Below are 12,225 nucleotides of genomic sequence, written 5' to 3' on the forward strand. Positions count from 1 at the left end.
TACGTTTAGATTTGGCCAAAGCGGCCGGAGTTGAAATCGCGAATAGCTTCGGCGATTTCAGTTTTACTGTTCATCACAAACGGGCCATAGCCCACGATGGGTTCATTCAGTGGCTCCCCGGCCATCAGCAACACTTTGGCATCGCTGCTGGTTTCGAGATGCAGCTTGTCGCCGCTCTGACTCAGCACGACCAGCTGCGCCTCACCCGCAGGCGTGGTGCCGTTCACTGTCACGCTGCCCTCAACAACAACCAGCGCCGTGCTCCAGCCTTCGGGCTGATTGAGCGTCAGGTGGCTGCCCTGGTGCAGCGCGAGATCCCATACGTTAAGCGGTGAGAAGGTATGCGCCGGGCCGGTTACCTCTCCAAAGCGGCCAGCAATCACGCGCATTGTTCCGCTGTTATCCGGCAGGGTGACCACCGGGATATCCGCCTGAGTGATGCTCTGGTAGCCAGGCGTCGCCATTTTGTCTTTGGCGGGCAGGTTGACCCACAGCTGCATCATTTTCAGTTCACCGCCTTTCTGCGAGAACGCGCTGGAGTGGAACTCCTCGTGCAAAATGCCTGCGCCTGCCGTCATCCACTGCACATCGCCTGGACCAATAACGCCGCCTCTGCCGGTGGAATCACGGTGCTCAACTTCGCCTGAGTAGACGATGGTCACCGTTTCAAAACCGCGATGAGGATGCTCGCCCACGCCGCGTTTTGCGCCATCCGCCGGGAAGGTATGTGGTCCGGCGTAGTCAAGCAGCAGGAACGGGCTCAGCGGTTCGCCGTGCGTCTGGTAAGAAAACATCGAACGAACCGGAAAACCATCACCGACCCAGTGCGGACGAGGTGCGGTATACACGCCTGTTACGTTTTTCATGATTAACTCCTGATGTCCTGTTGATGTAATTAGCTTATATTCAAGGTTAATATCCCGGTAGATAGCAAAAATGACATTCACTGTTCCTTAAATAGAACAATGGGGGCGTATGCAGGATCTCAATGATTTCGTATGGTTTGTGAAGGTGGTGGAGCATGGCGGCTTTGCGGCGGCGGGGCGGGCGCTCGATCAGCCAAAGTCGAAACTGAGCCGTCGGATTGCGCAGCTGGAAGAACGCCTGGGTGTTCGGTTGATACAACGTACCACGCGGCAGTTTGCGGTGACTGAAGTGGGGCAGACGTTCTATCAGCACTGTAAAGCCATGCTGGTGGAGGCTGAAGCTGCGGAGGAGGCGGTGGCTGCTTTACAGGCTGAGCCGCGCGGTATGGTCAGGATCACTTGCCCCGTAACCCTACTGCACGTTCACGTGGGGCCCATGCTGGCGAGGTTTATGGCGCGCTATCCGGGGATCAACCTCCAGCTTGAAGCCACCAACCGCCGGGTCGATCTGGTGGGGGAGGGGGTGGATGTGGCGATCCGCGTTCGTCCGCGCCCGTTTGATGACAGCGATTTGGTATTAAGGGTGCTGGCGGACAGGGGTCACTGTCTGGTTGCCGGGCCGACACTGATTGAACGGATGGGCAACCCGGCGATGCCTTCTGAGCTCAGCGAATGGCCGGGTTTAAGTATGGGCGCTGGTAAACACCTGCATAAGTGGGAGCTGAGCGGGCCGGAGGGGGCGAAAGCAGACATTCACTTCACGCCGCGCCTGGTGACTACCGATATGCTGGCGCTGCGGGAGGCAGCGATGGCGGGCGTGGGCGTGGTACAGTTGCCCATTTTGATGGTGAAGGATCAGCTGGCTTCAGGTGAGCTTGTTCGGGTGCTGAATGCCTGGGAACCCAGAAGGGAAGTGAACCATGCGGTGTATCCTTCCCGGCGCGGCCTGCTGCCATCGGTCAGGACGCTGGTGGATTTTCTAACCGAAGAGTATGCAAAGATGGTTGAGGACTAGCTTTTCGTAGGTCGGGTAAGCGTAGCGCCACCCGACATAAAGAGCGCAGGGAGCGAATAGAATATAAAAGAAAAAAGCCCGCATTTTCATGCGAGCTCTTCTTAAAATATGGCGGTGAGGGGGGATTGACTCGCTTCGCTCGCCCTGCGGGCAGCCTGTTCGCTACGCTCACAGTCTGTCCAACTGGCTGCGCCAGTTGTCGAACCCCGGTCGGGGGTTCTCATCCCCCCGCAGTCGTGCAACATGCGAAAAAAAAGCCCGCATTTTCATGCGAGCTCTTCTTCAAATATGGCGGTGAGGGGGGGATTCGAACCCCCGATACGTTGCCGTATACACACTTTCCAGGCGTGCTCCTTCAGCCACTCGGACACCTCACCATATTGTCATCCCGTTGTTGTCGGGACGGGCGCTAATGTAAGGAAAAGCCGTACTGCCGTCAACCCACTTTTTCAGTAATTTAGCGTGTTTAGACAAACTTCAGGCAACCTGATTTCGAAATGTGCGAAAAGCGCCTCTTTTATCAGCAACGCGGTTTAGCGATAAATTTGTTATGCTGACAAGCCAGTTGAAAATGAAAATAAAACAGCGCACTAAAAGGCAATGACTATGGATATTATCTTCTATCACCCCACTTTTGATACGGCTTACTGGATTAAGGCGCTCACGGCGGCATTGCCTGGCGCACGCGTTCGCGAATGGAAACAGGGCGATAATGAACATGCCGACTACGCGCTGGTCTGGCATCCCCCGGTCGAAATGCTTCAGGGACGCCGTTTGAAGGCGGTGTTTGCTCTTGGTGCGGGGGTGGATTCCATTCTCAGTAAGCTGAAGGCTCACCCTGAAATGCTGCCGGAAGATATTCCCCTGTTTCGTCTGGAAGATACCGGTATGGGGGAGCAGATGCAGGAATACGCCGTAAGCCAGGTGCTGCACTGGTTCCGCCGCTTCGACGATTATCAGGCGTTTAAACAGCAATCCCACTGGGAACCGCTCCCGGATTATCAGCGTGAAGATTTCACCATCGGCATCCTCGGGGCGGGTGTGCTGGGTTCGAAAGTCGCCGAAGCGCTCGCCCCGTGGGGCTTCCCACTGCGCTGCTGGAGCCGGAGCCGTAAGGATTATCCGGGCGTCGAGAGCTTTGCCGGAACGGACGAACTCCCGGCGTTCCTGAAAGGGACACGCGTTCTCATTAACCTGCTGCCGAATACGGCGGAAACGGTCGGCATTATCAATGGCACGCTCCTCAACAAGTTGGCAGAAGATAGCTACTTAATGAACCTGGCGCGCGGGGTACACGTTGTGGAAGACGATCTGCTGAAAGCGCTGGATAGCGGTAAACTGAAAGGTGCAATGCTGGATGTGTATAGCCGCGAACCGCTGCCGACAGACAGCCCGCTTTGGGCACATCCACGCGTGGCGATGACGCCCCATATTGCGGCCGTGACGCGACCGGCGGAGGCCGTGGCGTATATCTCGCATACCATCAGCGAAATAGAGAAGGGCAACGCGGTGACCGGACAGGTCGACAGACAGCGAGGCTACTGAGAGAAACCCGGCGTTCGCCGGGTTTTTGCTAATATTCGCCGCTGATAACTGCTATCCTTTGGAAAAACCGCAGAGGAGAGAAAGATGTATCCCGTTGACCTGCATATGCACACCGTCGCCAGTACTCACGCTTACAGTAACCTCCATGATTATATCGCTCAGGCGAAGCTGAAAGGCATCAAGCTGTTTGCGATAACCGATCACGGTCCGGATATGGCGGATGCGCCGCACTACTGGCATTTTGTGAATATGCGTATCTGGCCACGTCTGGTTGACGGTATCGGGATACTGCGAGGCATCGAAGCGAACATCAAAAATACCGACGGTGAAATTGACTGCACCGGCCCGATGCTGACCTCGTTAGATCTGATCCTCGCCGGCTTCCACGAGCCGGTCTTTGCGCCCCAGGATAAAGAGACCAACACCGCGGCGATGATTGCCACCATTGCCAGCGGCAATGTGCACATTATCAGCCACCCGGGAAATCCGAAATACCCGATCGATATTCAGGCCGTGGCACAGGCCGCAGCGAAGCACCGCGTGGCGCTGGAGATCAACAACTCCTCGTTCGTGCATTCGCGTAAGGGCAGTGAGGCCAACTGCCGCGACGTTGCGGCGGCCGTGCGTGACGCGGGCGGAATGGTGGCGCTGGGCTCTGATTCACACACGGCCTTCACGCTGGGTGATTTTAGCGAGTGCCTGAAAATATTGCGGGACGTGAATTTCCCGGAAGAACAGATCCTGAACGTCACGCCGCGTCGTATGCTCGACTTCCTTGAGTCGCGCGGCATGGCGCCGATTGATGAATTTGCCGATCTTTAATTAATAACGGAATAAAAACATGAATGAGTTTTCCATCCTTTGCCGCGTGCTGGGCACCTTATATTACCGCCAGCCGCAGGATCCGCTGCTGGTTCCGCTGTTTACCCTGATTCGTGAAGGTAAACTGGCGCAGAGCTGGCCGCTGGAACAGGATGAGTTGCTGGAACGCTTGCAAAAAAGTTGCGATATGCAGCAGATTTCAACGGATTACAACGCGCTGTTCGTGGGGGAAGAGTGTCGCGTGTCGCCGTATCGTTCTGCCTGGCAGGAAGGTGCGACCGAAGCGGAAGTTCGGGCGTTTCTTTCAGAACGCGGCATGCCGCTGACGGATATGCCTGCCGATCATATCGGTACCCTGTTGCTGGCGGCCTCATGGATTGAAGATAAAGCAGGTGATGATGAGAATGAGGCGATTGAAACCCTGTTCGAAACGTATCTGCTGCCGTGGGTCGGAACCTTCCTGGGTAAAGTTGAAGCCCACGCCACCTCTCCGTTCTGGAGAACGCTGGCTCCGCTGACGCGTGACGCTATCGCTGCCATGTGGGATGAGCTGGAAGAAGAGAGTGAAGAGTGATTTTAATCACAAAAATCCTGCAACGATACATTTCAACTTGCACGTAACGTGCTTCTGATCTCATTTCTTGGGTGCGCATCTGCTAAGATGCGCACCATGAACATATTACTTTGTATTGCAATAACGACTGGCATCCTCTCCGGCCTCTGGGGTTGGGTGGCGGTATCTCTCGGTTTGTTGAGCTGGGCCGGTTTTCTTGGCTGCACGGCCTATTTCGCCTGTCCGCAGGGTGGTTTTAAAGGGCTCTTTATTTCAGGCAGCACGTTACTGAGTGGCGTGGTCTGGGCGCTGATCATTATGAAGGGCAGCGCGCTGGCGCCGCATGTGGAAATCCTGGGGTACGTCATGACTGGTATTGTGGCTTTCCTGATGTGCGTTCAGGCAAAACATCTGCTGTTGTCCTTTGTGCCCGGCACGTTCATGGGTGCCTGCGCGACCTTTGCAGGCCAGGGGGACTGGAAGCTGGTGGTCCCTTCGCTCATGCTGGGATTACTGTTTGGCTACGCTATGAAGAACAGCGGTCTCTGGCTTGCAGCCCGACGCGAGAAGAGCCAGAACGTTCCTGTGGTAAGTAAATAAAAAAAAGGCGAGACGAAAATCTCGCCTTTTTATACGCCGCCAATCATGACTCCGGCGGAACCGACATCTCACGGTATTTCACCAGCACCGCATTACTCACGTCACTTTTATTCTGAAGATCCCACAAGCCGCGATCGATGCCGTCATTAATCAGGAAAATCACCCCGGTTTCGATGGCCGACATCAGACACAGCATGACCGGCTCGTTAGAGGTATAGCCAATTTCAGCCTCCAGCAAACGCTGGTAGTCGATAAAGCGGAATACCCCCGCCTGCACTTCATATGAGAGAATCGTTTTGCTGGTGGTCACGGAGGATAAAATTTCACCCGTGCTCACGTTAACCACGCGCAGGTTGACGGCAATCTGATCCAGCTGATACTGCGTGTCGGCCCCGATACCAAAGTAACGGGCACCCGCGCCGCCCGATTTCACGTTACTTTCGTAGCCGATAATCGAGCCTTCCACCATGATATTGGCTGCGGTGAGAGACTGTAGCGGCATGCGGTTATTGACGCCAACGGTACCATTCTCCTGTGCAGCACGAATGATTTTTCGTTCGTTAAGCAGGTTTTGCAGCCCCTGGCGTTCCAGCGGGATAAACCAGCGCGAATCTTTCAGGGCGGTAACCAGCATCGCGGTGGCGCTCTGCGGTACGGCCGTGGAGAAGTTACTGGCCGGATACGGTTTGAACTGGCCCGTCTCATCCTGAATGTTATAGACCGAGACGAATATCTTCCCGGTAGGGCCCGGCAGATGCGTCAGATCCCGATAGCTCTGGGCACGGGGCATTAGGGTGGGTTTAGCGGCTTCTTTTGGCGGGGCAGTTAAACAACCGCTTAATAAGCACACTGCAACTAAAATAAAAAAGCGCTGCATAATAATTGTCCTTATTTCGGGGTTGTTTAGAAATCAGTTGAACTGGTCTGCAAACCGGAAACCTGGATTGTCGACGTCTTACCGGTTTTTCGGTCTGTCACATTTAACTGAAGCTGCCCGTCTTTATTGGCAATATCGACGATAAAGTCATTAGTGACCATCCGGCCGGGTTTTCCGGTATTAATGTTGGTTAATAAGCCACCTAATATTTGCGACTGGATGGCCTGAGTAAAATTATCCAGAGCTGACGGGGTCTCGATACCGAAATCATCGTCATAGCTGGGGTCTTTATAGGAATTTTGAGCCTGCGCCTGGTTAAGCATAAAGGCTCCGTTATTCGGGTTGCCGCCAAAATTAGGGTTGCGGAACTGGAATGTCATATTTCCGGCCCAACTCAACGGCGCAATGAGCATTAACGAAATCACTGTGTGTGCGAGACGCATTACAGCCTCCGAAATAGGTGTCGTTGCTAGAACTCATCTTTTGCTAAATCGCCTGTGCTCAAAAGGGCTTTATCTAACTGTAGGCGGTTAATAGCTTCTTCTGTTTGTGCCAGTGCGAAAGCGACGTTCTGATCGAAGTCTCTTTTCGTTGGGAATAAAAAAGTCTGGTAAATAACGTCCTGATTAGCGGTTATTGTGATCCAGCTTCCCCACCGCGCACTGGGCCGTTCGTTGATGGTTAAATTACCCGGATAATCGCTTTCCCACTTATCGCTGAAGGCACGATAAAAATCGTGTCCGACAGAGGTGACGGTGTGGTCGGTCAACAGTCCAGGAACTTCCACCTCAACAGCCTGAAGGTTTCCGGCAGCAAGCATAATGCCTGCGGCGGCAATCCAACTTAGGGTGCGTTTCATGCTATTAACGCCTGAGGTTATCGTTTGCCCACGACACCGCCTGCGTGCGATTTTTAACAGCTATCTTTTTGAAAAGATTATAAAGATGCGTCTTAACCGTATTTTCGCTGATAAATAACGAACGGGCGATTTCAATATTTGAAGCACCAATACGCAGTTTGTTCAGGATCTCTTTCTCACGGTGCGTCAGAAGGGCCGATTCCGAACTGTTATAGCGATAATTTCCGGAGTGGGTAATGAGGTAGCTGGCCAGTTTTTGCGAGAAATAACACTCCCCCCGCAATATGCCCTGCAAACCCTCCACGACACGGTTTTCTTCTTCTGTAACGTAAAACACGCCGTTAATATGCGGCCAGCTCTCAATTTCGCGGAAAGGATACTCATCAGGCGTATTCAATAACAACACGCGGATATTATTGTTTTTCCTGCTTAAATTATCTTGCCAGTAATGGATCAGTTTTTTATCCGCTTCCATCATATCGAGAAGAATGATGCTGCTAGGAGCGATATCATCAAAAGAACGTTGAATGTTATGAAGTTTCCCGTTAAGTGACAGGCATTGTTTTAAATGCTGCAATAACGCTGTCGCTTGTAAGGAAGGTTTTGTGATCAACAATAATGTATGACCGGGTAAGCTATGGACTTCATTAAACATGATGAAACCCCACGTTATTTATGACACCCGGCAGTTGCCCTCGTTTTATTGAAAAGGGCACCAGAAGTACTGACAGGTGTGGCACTGCTGTGTGTAGTTAAAAAACCTTCCTCCAAAGGAGGCGGTAAAATTAAAAACAAATAACGTACTGCTGTTTTCAATCTAGCTATTGCAAACTTTAAAGCAAGTGTTAATCCTGTAACAAAATGTAAAATTCAATATTTATTTGTGTATTTTGCAGGGTTAATAGATTTTAAGATAAGGGGAAAGTTGTACAGGTGTATAAACGTGCACAGATTTTAAAAACCATACGGTATATTATAATGAGTTGTATTATCTGGTTTTTTATTATTGTAAACCAGCCGGTAAAAAGTATGAACCCTGCTAAAAACATAAGACTTCCCTAAGCCGGAATTTTTTCTTAAGAAAACTTGCTTCGTGTCACGCGCGTGACAAAGGGCATTGTCGTTTTTGTCTGAAGAAGCCGGTACAGGTTGGACAGCCTGTCTCGCTGTTGTACAAGCGCAGGAAGACATTTTTGGTTTCTGCTTTAGGCGAGTATCCCGTCGTTTCAGGCGAGATTTACGACTTTGAGGTGAAGGGGAATATAAAAATAAGGCGCACGGGTGAGATATTAAACATGTTTCGGCAGACATACTCTTTTCCGTAACGCGGCGTTAACAAAACGAATCGCGTTAACGGAGTAAGGAATACCTTTTTTATAGCCAGGTCCAGGGTGACAGCATGAAAAACAAAACGTTGTTTATGATGTTTACATTACTGGGTGCGCCTGGGTTTGTAATCGCAGGTGATTCAGATTTAGCCAGTTCTGAATATAATTTTGCGATAAATGAATTAAGTAAAGCTTCATACAATCAGGCAGCCATTATTGGTCAACAGGGTTCAGGAAATAATGCTGATGTACGCCAGGGCGGTTCTAAATTGCTGTCCGTTATTTCCCAGGAGGGCGGGAATAACCGCGCGAATGTTGATCAGTCAGGGACGTATAACCTTGCTTATATCGATCAGACCGGCAACGGCAACGATGCGAGTATTAAGCAGGGCGCTTTTGGCAACACCGCCATGATTATCCAGAAAGGCTCGGGTAACAGGGCGAATATAACGCAGTATGGTACGCAGAAAACAGCAGTTGTAGTACAGAGACAGTCGCAGATGGCTATTCGCGTTATTCAACGCTAGCGATGTGTGACGCCTTAATCAATCCGATGGGGGTTTACCATGAAACTTTTCAAAGTGGCAGTTATTGCAGCAATCGTAGTTTCTGGCAGTGCTTTCGCAGGTGCGGTACCACAATTTGGCGGCGGCCACGGTGGTGGCTGGGGTGGCGGCAATAACGGCCCTGACTCAACCCTGAGCATTTACCAGTACGGCGGCGGTAACTCCGCGCTTGCTTTGCAGACGGACGCCCGAGATTCTGAATTGACCATTACCCAGCATGGTGGCGGTAACGGCGCAGACGTTGGCCAGGGCTCTGATGACAGTTCTATCGATCTGCTGCAAAAAGGCTTTGGTAACAGCGCCACCATCGACCAGTGGAATAGCAAAGATTCTGTTATCAACGTGAAACAGTTCGGCGGCGGCAACGGCGCGGCGGTAGACCAGACAGCGTCCGGCTCAACGGTGACTGTGCACCAGGTTGGCTTCGGCAACAACGCGACCGCACACCAGTACTGATTCATTTCTGTACCAAAAAACAGGGCATGCGCCCTGTTTTTTTTCGGGAGGATCTCATGAGCACCTTCATTCTCCTTGCCGCGCTTGCCAGCCAGATAACGTTCAGTACTTCACAGCAGGCAAATGTGACAACCATTATTCCTCAGGTCACGCTGGCAGACGCCTGCGAATGTCAGGTTGAGGTGTTATCTGTCCGGCAGGGGCAGGGGGGACAAAGTACATCGCGGCAGAAAAATACTCTTTTTATACCCGCTAATCAGCCGATTGATTTAACGCGAATCAGTTTAAATATTCGCTCAGGGGATGCGGTAAAAATAATCGTCACCGTTTCCGATGGAAAATCGCTTCATTTATCACAGCAGTGGAACGCACCGGCAAGTACGCTTTAATCATTCATAAAATCAATGATTTAATAAAGTGGCGGCGCTGCACAGGTAAGCTATGCTGATATCAAGAACCCAGCAAACGGGTTGCTTAAACTGATACGTCATAACGGAGCGTTTTTACCCCTCAAGGACGAATTTCATTGAGGAGTACAAATAATGTTCAAATCCGCAGCGTGTATTATTTCTGGTCTGGGACTGATCCTGTCCTCTTTTTTTTCTCCGGCTTATTCAGCAACTATAGAGAATGGTGGGGTGATTCATTTTCGTGGCGCGGTGGTCGCTGACCCGTGCGAAGTCACGCCCCGGCATCGGCAGTTTGCGATTTCCTGCCCGGAAAATAACCGTATGAAAACGCATACCATCAGTTATGACGAGGCGCTCCGGGGCCATCATCCTCACTCAGCGCTGGCCGCTGTCACCATGAAATACCTGAATGAAAAGAAAACGCTTGCGGTCGTTCAGGTGGATTACCGTTAACCGCCGTTTTTTTCGCGACAGTTTTTCTCCTTCTCCCTCTGCGATACACTGATGAAAAAGGCGGGTTGCAGAGGGTGTTTATGAGACCGCAAATCGACGTTATTCATGGCGATATCACGACGGTGCACGTTGACGTGATCGTCAACGCAGCCAATTCCTCCCTCTTGGGTGGGGGCGGGGTGGATGGTGCCATTCACCGGGCCGCGGGCCCTCAGCTCCTTGAAGCATGCAAAACCGTGCGCCAGCAGCAGGGAGAGTGCCCGCCGGGGCATGCTGTTATTACGCTTGCGGGCGATCTCCCGGCCAAAGCGGTGATCCATACCGTTGGACCCGTCTGGCACGGTGGCGACCGCCATGAGGCTGAGATTCTGGAGCAGGCTTATCGTAACTGCCTGCGGCTTGCGGCAGATAACGGCTATAAGACCATGGCATTCCCCGCCATTAGCACCGGGGTTTACGGTTATCCAAAGGAAGCGGCAGCTACGATCGCTGTGAATACCGTTTATCACTACCTTTCCCTCAAACCCATGCCGGAAAAAGTCATTTTTGTCTGTTTCGATGAGCACACCGCCGACCTGTATCAGCGGATTTTGACCGCGCGCAGCCAGGCATTTTGATGCGTGTAATGCAAAAACGGCGCCCTGGAGGCGCCGTTTTGTTATCCCGCTTTAACCTGAGGTTTACCTGAGAACAGGAAACGCAAAAGCGGGATCCGCAGGTGGATTTCATACAACACGATGGCAATGCCAACCACAAAGACCAGACCGGTGAAGAAGCCCAGCGCATTCGATTTGATATGCGGCGTAATGTACGCCCCGAAAAACAGCGTCAGCGGATGGTGGACCAGGTAGATAAACAGTGAAGCATTAACGAAATAGGTGACGCGACTTGATTTAAAATTCAGCAGACGATGGCCAAGGGCGAACACCACGTTAACCATCCACAGGCCCATCAGCATCGTTATCACGCTCTCTGTCTCATACATCCACGCGTCCCCGCTGCCAAAGCGCTGATTGAGAAGATAGGCGGCAAAGGCCAGCGCAGCACCCACCGCACACCAGGGGGAGGGGGTGGTAAACAGCGCTTTAAGCCGGGGATGAATAAATGCCAGCGCCCCAATCAGGAAGAAGGGAATGTAGAACAGGGTCTGCATCACCACGAAATTAAACAGCCCATCGCTCAGAATGGGAGGGTAGACAATGAGCAGCGTACGCCTGACGGCGGCATACGCGACCCCCAGGGCAAGAAACAGCAGCGACAGCTTGCCCAGGGTGATGTTGGCGAAGAAGGTCGAGGTTGCGGCGCTCGCGCGCTGGCGCAGTTGAGTGAAGATCAGCAAACTCACCGTGGTTAGCACCACCAGTACCAGCAGGAACCAGAGGTGGGAAATCAGCTCCCAGACCAGGGTGTTGTATTTCTCATAGAACGAGAGATTAGGCCAGTTTTCCGCCTTGCCTTTAACATGCTGCAACATGATGAACTGCGGCAGCGTCAGCAGCGGAATGGCCGTCAACATGGGTATGCCCACGCGCTCCACGCGCACTTTCCACCACCGCTTGAGGGGATAGCGCAAGAAGAGCATGTAAGAGAAATAGCCTGAAATGACGAAAAACACCTGCATGCGGAAGGCATGGATAAAATCATTGAACAGCGTCAGCCACCAGGAGGGCATCTGGCTGTTCACATGCCAGGTGTGGCTGGAATAGATCAGTGAAATATGAAAAGGGATCCCCAATAGCATGAGCCATGCGCGGATCGAGTCGAGGAAATATTCACGTTGTACAGGGGTTGTGCTCATATAACTTTGCGCATTCTCAGACTTTTCGCCTTATCCCTAAGGCTCATAATGGTTACATTCGGAGCCAACCCTACACC

At 52.1% G+C, this 12,225-nt stretch carries 16 protein-coding genes, 1 tRNA gene and 1 other RNA gene; 10 read left to right on the plus strand and 8 right to left on the minus strand.

The genetic code is table 11. The features are described from left to right. Positions 1-5: 5 nt before the first annotated feature. Positions 6-866 carry a pirin family protein gene (locus ACNQ0T_RS07935; protein WP_417929856.1) on the minus strand — a complete coding sequence of 287 codons (861 nt, stop codon included), beginning with the start codon at positions 864-866 and terminating at the stop codon, positions 6-8. A gap of 109 nt (positions 867-975) precedes the next feature. On the opposite strand from ACNQ0T_RS07935, the gene ACNQ0T_RS07940 reads away from it, so the two are divergent. Next, entirely contained in the window at positions 976-1,881 is a 906-nt protein-coding gene (locus ACNQ0T_RS07940) for a LysR family transcriptional regulator (protein WP_417929857.1), read from the plus strand. 109 nt (positions 1,882-1,990) lie between these two features. Here ACNQ0T_RS07940 and ACNQ0T_RS07945 read toward each other — a convergent pair. Both ACNQ0T_RS07945 and ACNQ0T_RS07950 read right to left on the minus strand, forming a co-directional pair. Continuing rightward, a non-coding RNA gene (locus ACNQ0T_RS07945) (RtT sRNA) lies at positions 1,991-2,126 on the minus strand. Positions 2,127-2,170: 44 nt separating this feature from the next. Further along, a tRNA-Ser gene (locus ACNQ0T_RS07950) sits at positions 2,171-2,258 on the minus strand. A 229-nt stretch (positions 2,259-2,487) separates the two neighbouring features. Here ACNQ0T_RS07950 and ghrA point away from each other — a divergent pair. From ghrA to ACNQ0T_RS07970, 4 genes are all read left to right on the plus strand, one after another. Continuing rightward, on the plus strand, positions 2,488-3,426 hold the full coding sequence (gene ghrA / locus ACNQ0T_RS07955) for a glyoxylate/hydroxypyruvate reductase GhrA (protein ID WP_192970489.1): 939 nt from the start codon (positions 2,488-2,490) through the stop codon (positions 3,424-3,426). An 84-nt stretch (positions 3,427-3,510) separates the two neighbouring features. Continuing rightward, positions 3,511-4,248: a phosphatase gene (locus ACNQ0T_RS07960; RefSeq protein ID WP_022647697.1), complete on the plus strand. Its 738-nt coding sequence runs from the start codon at positions 3,511-3,513 to the stop codon at positions 4,246-4,248. 19 nt (positions 4,249-4,267) lie between these two features. After that, positions 4,268-4,822 carry a TorD/DmsD family molecular chaperone gene (locus ACNQ0T_RS07965; RefSeq protein WP_022647698.1) on the plus strand — a complete coding sequence of 185 codons (555 nt, stop codon included), beginning with the start codon at positions 4,268-4,270 and terminating at the stop codon, positions 4,820-4,822. A 96-nt stretch (positions 4,823-4,918) separates the two neighbouring features. Continuing rightward, positions 4,919-5,401 (plus strand): DUF1097 domain-containing protein, encoded by a 483-nt coding sequence (locus ACNQ0T_RS07970; RefSeq protein WP_072202167.1) that lies wholly within the window; start codon positions 4,919-4,921, stop codon positions 5,399-5,401. Positions 5,402-5,444: 43 nt separating this feature from the next. Here ACNQ0T_RS07970 and csgG read toward each other — a convergent pair whose 3' ends face one another. From csgG to csgD, 4 genes are read right to left on the minus strand one after another with little or no spacing between them, the layout of a single operon-like run. Beyond that, positions 5,445-6,278 (minus strand): curli production assembly/transport protein CsgG, encoded by an 834-nt coding sequence (csgG, locus tag ACNQ0T_RS07975; protein ID WP_023299773.1) that lies wholly within the window; start codon positions 6,276-6,278, stop codon positions 5,445-5,447. A gap of 26 nt (positions 6,279-6,304) precedes the next feature. Next, complete coding sequence (gene csgF / locus ACNQ0T_RS07980; protein WP_003858054.1) at positions 6,305-6,721, minus strand: curli production assembly/transport protein CsgF; 417 nt, start codon at positions 6,719-6,721, stop codon at positions 6,305-6,307. Positions 6,722-6,747: 26 nt separating this feature from the next. Continuing rightward, entirely contained in the window at positions 6,748-7,137 is a 390-nt protein-coding gene (csgE, locus tag ACNQ0T_RS07985; RefSeq protein WP_003858052.1) for a curli production assembly/transport protein CsgE, read from the minus strand. Between the two features lie 4 nt (positions 7,138-7,141). Further along, a complete protein-coding gene (gene csgD / locus ACNQ0T_RS07990; RefSeq protein WP_417929860.1) occupies positions 7,142-7,792 on the minus strand; it encodes a biofilm master transcriptional regulator CsgD in 651 nt (216 codons plus the stop codon). A gap of 744 nt (positions 7,793-8,536) precedes the next feature. Between csgD and csgB the strand changes: the two genes are divergently transcribed. The 5 genes from csgB to ymdB all read left to right on the plus strand — a co-directional run bounded on the left by csgB (position 8,537) and on the right by ymdB (position 10,967). After that, positions 8,537-8,992: a curli minor subunit CsgB gene (csgB, locus tag ACNQ0T_RS07995; RefSeq protein WP_023299774.1), complete on the plus strand. Its 456-nt coding sequence runs from the start codon at positions 8,537-8,539 to the stop codon at positions 8,990-8,992. A gap of 39 nt (positions 8,993-9,031) precedes the next feature. Further along, positions 9,032-9,487, plus strand: coding sequence for a curli major subunit CsgA (csgA, locus tag ACNQ0T_RS08000; RefSeq protein ID WP_003858043.1), 456 nt, complete (start codon positions 9,032-9,034; stop codon positions 9,485-9,487). A 56-nt stretch (positions 9,488-9,543) separates the two neighbouring features. Further along, positions 9,544-9,876 carry a curli assembly chaperone CsgC gene (gene csgC / locus ACNQ0T_RS08005; RefSeq protein WP_023299776.1) on the plus strand — a complete coding sequence of 111 codons (333 nt, stop codon included), beginning with the start codon at positions 9,544-9,546 and terminating at the stop codon, positions 9,874-9,876. A gap of 153 nt (positions 9,877-10,029) precedes the next feature. Next, positions 10,030-10,350, plus strand: a complete 321-nt coding sequence (locus ACNQ0T_RS08010; protein ID WP_045307928.1) for a type 1 fimbrial protein — start codon at positions 10,030-10,032, stop codon at positions 10,348-10,350. Between the two features lie 80 nt (positions 10,351-10,430). Beyond that, complete coding sequence (gene ymdB, locus ACNQ0T_RS08015; protein WP_154051630.1) at positions 10,431-10,967, plus strand: O-acetyl-ADP-ribose deacetylase; 537 nt, start codon at positions 10,431-10,433, stop codon at positions 10,965-10,967. Between the two features lie 41 nt (positions 10,968-11,008). On the opposite strand, the gene mdoC is transcribed toward ymdB, so the two are convergent. Further along, the gene (gene mdoC, locus ACNQ0T_RS08020) at positions 11,009-12,148 is read right to left on the minus strand and encodes a glucans biosynthesis protein MdoC (protein WP_032624492.1); all 1,140 of its coding nucleotides are present in this window, start codon (positions 12,146-12,148) and stop codon (positions 11,009-11,011) included. Positions 12,149-12,225: the final 77 nt, after the last annotated feature.

It is taken from the genome of Enterobacter cloacae complex sp.6700776 (assembly GCF_048284255.1).
GTDB lineage: Bacteria > Pseudomonadota > Gammaproteobacteria > Enterobacterales > Enterobacteriaceae > Enterobacter > Enterobacter intestinihominis.

Bases quoted from the DNA above. Each gene is read 5' to 3' on its own strand.
- ACNQ0T_RS07935 (WP_417929856.1), bottom strand. From the start codon at position 866: ATGAAAAACGTAACAGGCGTGTATACCGCACCTCGTCCGCACTGGGTC.
- ACNQ0T_RS07940 (WP_417929857.1), top strand. From the start codon at position 976: ATGCAGGATCTCAATGATTTCGTATGGTTTGTGAAGGTGGTGGAGCAT.
- ghrA (WP_192970489.1), top strand. From the start codon at position 2,488: ATGGATATTATCTTCTATCACCCCACTTTTGATACGGCTTACTGGATT.
- ACNQ0T_RS07960 (WP_022647697.1), top strand. From the start codon at position 3,511: ATGTATCCCGTTGACCTGCATATGCACACCGTCGCCAGTACTCACGCT.
- ACNQ0T_RS07965 (WP_022647698.1), top strand. From the start codon at position 4,268: ATGAATGAGTTTTCCATCCTTTGCCGCGTGCTGGGCACCTTATATTAC.
- ACNQ0T_RS07970 (WP_072202167.1), top strand. From the start codon at position 4,919: ATGAACATATTACTTTGTATTGCAATAACGACTGGCATCCTCTCCGGC.
- csgG (WP_023299773.1), bottom strand. From the start codon at position 6,278: ATGCAGCGCTTTTTTATTTTAGTTGCAGTGTGCTTATTAAGCGGTTGT.
- csgF (WP_003858054.1), bottom strand. From the start codon at position 6,721: ATGCGTCTCGCACACACAGTGATTTCGTTAATGCTCATTGCGCCGTTG.
- csgE (WP_003858052.1), bottom strand. From the start codon at position 7,137: ATGAAACGCACCCTAAGTTGGATTGCCGCCGCAGGCATTATGCTTGCT.
- csgD (WP_417929860.1), bottom strand. From the start codon at position 7,792: ATGTTTAATGAAGTCCATAGCTTACCCGGTCATACATTATTGTTGATC.
- csgB (WP_023299774.1), top strand. From the start codon at position 8,537: ATGAAAAACAAAACGTTGTTTATGATGTTTACATTACTGGGTGCGCCT.
- csgA (WP_003858043.1), top strand. From the start codon at position 9,032: ATGAAACTTTTCAAAGTGGCAGTTATTGCAGCAATCGTAGTTTCTGGC.
- csgC (WP_023299776.1), top strand. From the start codon at position 9,544: ATGAGCACCTTCATTCTCCTTGCCGCGCTTGCCAGCCAGATAACGTTC.
- ACNQ0T_RS08010 (WP_045307928.1), top strand. From the start codon at position 10,030: ATGTTCAAATCCGCAGCGTGTATTATTTCTGGTCTGGGACTGATCCTG.
- ymdB (WP_154051630.1), top strand. From the start codon at position 10,431: ATGAGACCGCAAATCGACGTTATTCATGGCGATATCACGACGGTGCAC.
- mdoC (WP_032624492.1), bottom strand. From the start codon at position 12,148: ATGAGCACAACCCCTGTACAACGTGAATATTTCCTCGACTCGATCCGC.